The sequence below is a fragment of the Asaia sp. W19 genome (genome assembly GCF_003994335.1).
GTDB lineage: Bacteria > Pseudomonadota > Alphaproteobacteria > Acetobacterales > Acetobacteraceae > Asaia.
This window is the reverse complement of sequence record NZ_PNQZ01000068.1, coordinates 1-3,852: the sequence shown is the minus strand read 5'-3', so window position 1 is coordinate 3,852 and position 3,852 is coordinate 1. Positions and strand designations below refer to the sequence as shown.

The window sequence follows — 3,852 nt, the reverse complement described above, 5'->3', positions numbered from 1 at the left end:
AAAGGCGCGGTCCCGATGGGTCCGCGCCTTTTTCTGTTTCTTCTCCTGCCTGACAGCCCAGCTGGACGTATTCAGAGCGCTGCGAGAAAGCCATCCACATCGGCGGTTTCCGTGGCCCAGCAGGTCACGAGACGGATAAGCACGCCGTCAATTCCGGGCGGCGTCGACCAGCGATAAAAGCCGAAACCCTGCGCTTCCAGGTCTGCAACGCTGCGCTCTGGAAGGACGACAAAGACCTCGTTCCCCTGCACATCGAAGGGAAGTGAGGCTGCGGGATGGCGTTGCAGCCCATGGGCCAGTCTCTGCGCCATCGTGTTGGCGTGCCCCGCATTGCGCAGCCACAGATCATCTGTGAGCAGGGCATGAAGCTGGGCGCTGAGATAGCGCTGCTTGGACCAGAGATGACCGCTGCGCTTGACGCGGCGCAGGAAATTCTTTGCCAGATCCTCGCGGAAAATCATCACGGCCTCTGCCGCCATGGCCCCATTCTTGGTGCCTCCGAAACTGATCATATCGAACCCTGCTCGCCAGCTGACATCGGCAGGACGGCAGCCCAGCGCGGCCACGGCATTGCCTAGACGCGCTCCGTCGAGATGGGTGGCGAGCCCCGCCTCACGCGCGCGATCGGTCAGAGCCCTGAGATGATCGAGCGTATAGACCGTTCCCCACTCCGTGCTCTGGGTCAAAGACAGGGTCTGAGCAGGACTCGTATGCACACCATGGCCGATATTCGCGCGCAGGGCGCGGTCAAGATCAGATGGCACCATGCGCCCATCGGCGGAGGGTATCGGCAGGAGCTTGGCGCCATGCATGAAGAATTCGGGCGCGCCCCCCTCGTCATTGGCGATATGGGCACTCTGATCGCAGATCACGGCCCCGAAGGGATCGGTCGCGGTCGACAGGGCCAGGCTGTTTGCTGCCGTGCCCGTGGCTACCGGAAATACCCAGACATCGCGTTCGAACACGTCGCCCGCCAGAGCCCTCAGCTGCGCGGTCCCATCATCTTCTCCATAAGCAGCTGCCGATCCGTGATTGATCCGCTCCAGAGCCTCCATCACCGCCGGGCAGGCTGGCGCAATATTGTCACTGGCGAAGTTCTTGCGTATTGCCTCGGTCACGTCCGTTCCTCACTTCGTTTACAGGCCCGTCAGCAGGTCGTAACCGGCATTGGCCCCCTGCAACAGGAATCACCCTCATGAAACACGATCCAGCGCTGACAGGAAAGCTCATCGACGGCAAGGCTATCGCCCGCCGCCTGACGGACCGCGTCAAGGCCGAGGCCGAGACGCTGCGTGAACGGACGGGCAAGATTCCGGGACTGGCCGTGGTTCTGGTGGGTAATGACCCAGCCAGCGAAGTCTATGTCAAGAACAAGGCCATCCAGACCCATCGCGCGGGCATGCGGTCTTTCATGCACATGTTGCCCGAGACGACGGAACAGGACGAACTGATCGAGCTGATCGCCCGGCTGAATGCCGATCCGCAGATCCATGGCATTCTCGTGCAGCTCCCTCTCCCTCCCCAGCTCGACCCGATTGTCGTCACCAACGCCATCGCCCCACACAAGGATGTGGATGGGTTGGGTGAGGTAAATGCCGGGCGCCTGAGCCTTGGCATTGACGGGCTCGTTCCCTGCACACCGCTCGGGTGCCTCATGCTGCTTCAGGAAACCCTGCCCGCGCTGCGCGGCCTGCATGCCGTCATCATCGGTGCGTCCAATCTGGTGGGCAAACCCATGGCCCAACTCCTTCTGCGCGAAGGCTGCACGGTGTCGGTCGGGCATATCGATACGAAAGACGCGCGCAGTCTCGCGCGTGAAGGCGATATTCTCGTGGTCGCAACCGGCAAGAACGGCCTTGTACGCGGCGACTGGATCAAGCCTGGGGCCACGGTCATCGATGTCGGGATCACACGCATCGCGACGGCAGATGGCAAGACCCGTCTCGTCGGGGATGTCGCCTTCGATGAAGCAGCTCCCATTGCCGGCCATATCACCCCTGTACCGGGCGGTGTCGGCCCCATGACCATTGCCTGCCTGCTGCACAACACGCTTCAGGCCGCTCGGATTGCCCTGGACGCGCAGCCCCGATGACACGACCCTCGAGCCGCGTCGCGATCGAACTGATTCCCCGCGACGCACAAAGCCTCAATGCCGATCTGGACCAGGTGAAAAACCTCGTCCCCGGTGTGACCACCATCAATCTGCCCGATCTTCTGCGCCTGCCCCTGCGCTCATGGGATGGGGCAGCTCTGGCGCATCGCCAAGGCTTTGCCGCGATCCCGCACATACGCGCCACGGACATCGCCCCGACTGCCCCCCTGCCCTGCGCCGAGCAGGAGGGCATCCGAGAAATTCTGGTCATTGCGGGCGACCCCCCTCCCAATGACAGCCATCCGAGTTGGCCCAACAGCTCGGCTCAGATCATCGCCCGCTATCAGCGCGAGGCTCCGCATCTCAAGGTCTACGCGGCCTTTGATCCCTATCGACGGGCGCCTTGGCAGGAGCTGGACGATATCAAGCAAAAGCGCGACGCAGGTGCGGCCGGGTTCTTTACTCAGCCACTCTTCGACAAGCGCTTTTTCGAGCTTAGCGCCTCATGGCTCGAAAATGATGTGGTGTTCTGGGGACTTTCTCCGGTGATTGGTCCCAAGGCACGTGGCTATTGGGAACGCGTGAACCACGTGGTCTTCCCCGGGGACTTCGAGCCCAGCCTTGACGCAAACATTGCTTTTGCCCGTGCGATCCTGACGGAAATTCGCGCGCGTGGGGACAATGCCTATCTCATGCCCCTGCGCGTGGCGCTTGACGCCTATCTCGCGCCGCTGGCCGATCTCCTGAACACCTGAGCAGCACGCCCCTCAAGGGGCGTTCGCCGCCTGAGTCTCGCGAATCACGTCATGAATGAAGCCCAGCTTTTCCCTGATGCTGCTGGTCAGTACAAAGGGATAGAAATCCTGTAGCCCCATCGAGCGATTAAGGCTGTTAACCGCCATGCTGAGCGGCAGCCACGCATTCATGATCTCGTCGAAACCAAGCGTCAGATACGGATCCCCCCCTATGGCTGGAGCCGAGAACTCTGGCGCGGTTGGTGTCAGCGGGGCAATGACGATCCCATAAAGCCAAGCCGTTTCGAGCGTGGAGACAATATGGAGGTAATGCGCCCAGGTTTCGGCGAAATCCTCCCAAGGGTGAGACGCCGCATAGACGCTTACGTGATGCGCCTGCCAGTCCTCGGGCGGCGGTCCCGCATAATGCGCCTTGAGTGCCTCCTGATAATCCTGGCGATCATCACCGAACACCGCGCGGCATCGCTCGATCCTGCCGCCATCCCGTATCAGAAGATTCCAGTAATAATGTCCGATTTCATGACGGAAATGGCCAAGAAGCGTTCGGTAATATTCGCCCATCTCGACCCGCAGGCGCTCACGCTGCGCATCATCCGCCTCGCGTATGGCCAGAGTGATCAGACCATCGCTATGCCCCGTCATGACCGGGGCTGACCCGTCTGGCGCGTCTTCAAGAAAATCAAAAGCAAGCCCGTTTTCCGGGTCCTGCAGACGGCTTACGATGGGTAGTCTGAGTCTGCTCAGAGCGTGGCAGAGCCTGTGCTTGGCGCTTTAAATCTTGCGCCAGCGTTCCAGATTCCTGGGGTCAGCCAGATCAGGGATCGTGCGATTGAACTGACACGCGTAGCAGAGCGGTCCACGCGCCGATTCCTCCGGGCTGAGAAGCCAGTTACAGGCATCATGGGCATGATTGGCGCAATAGCGATGCGGCACGCTCTCGAAGCCCGGCTCCATGGGGAGCCACAAATCGGGCTCCTGGCCCGGATTGAGCGCMGTCAGATCGGC

At 61.4% G+C, this 3,852-nt stretch carries 3 protein-coding genes and 1 pseudogene; 2 read left to right on the top strand and 2 right to left on the bottom strand.

Features of this window, described 5'->3' with window-relative positions; genetic code table 11:
* Positions 1 to 71: 71 nt before the first annotated feature.
* A complete protein-coding gene (locus C0V97_RS14700) occupies positions 72 to 1,118 on the bottom strand; it encodes a low specificity L-threonine aldolase (RefSeq protein WP_127101629.1) in 1,047 nt (348 codons plus the stop codon).
* Positions 1,119 to 1,195: 77 nt separating this feature from the next.
* Between C0V97_RS14700 and folD the strand changes: the two genes are divergently transcribed.
* Both folD and C0V97_RS14690 read left to right on the top strand, forming a co-directional pair.
* Positions 1,196 to 2,092, top strand: coding sequence for a bifunctional methylenetetrahydrofolate dehydrogenase/methenyltetrahydrofolate cyclohydrolase FolD (gene folD, locus C0V97_RS14695; RefSeq protein WP_127101631.1), 897 nt, complete (start codon positions 1,196 to 1,198; stop codon positions 2,090 to 2,092).
* Positions 2,089 to 2,847 (top strand): methylenetetrahydrofolate reductase, encoded by a 759-nt coding sequence (locus tag C0V97_RS14690; RefSeq protein ID WP_127101633.1) that lies wholly within the window; start codon positions 2,089 to 2,091, stop codon positions 2,845 to 2,847. The genes folD and C0V97_RS14690 overlap by 4 nt, the downstream gene beginning before the upstream one ends.
* Before the next feature lie 12 nt (positions 2,848 to 2,859).
* Here C0V97_RS14690 and C0V97_RS14685 read toward each other — a convergent pair.
* Positions 2,860 to 3,852 (bottom strand): annotated as a pseudogene (locus C0V97_RS14685) (putative zinc-binding metallopeptidase); the annotation flags it as partial.

Bases quoted from the DNA above. Each gene is read 5' to 3' on its own strand.
- C0V97_RS14690 (WP_127101633.1), top strand. From the start codon at position 2,089: ATGACACGACCCTCGAGCCGCGTCGCGATCGAACTGATTCCCCGCGAC.
- folD (WP_127101631.1), top strand. From the start codon at position 1,196: ATGAAACACGATCCAGCGCTGACAGGAAAGCTCATCGACGGCAAGGCT.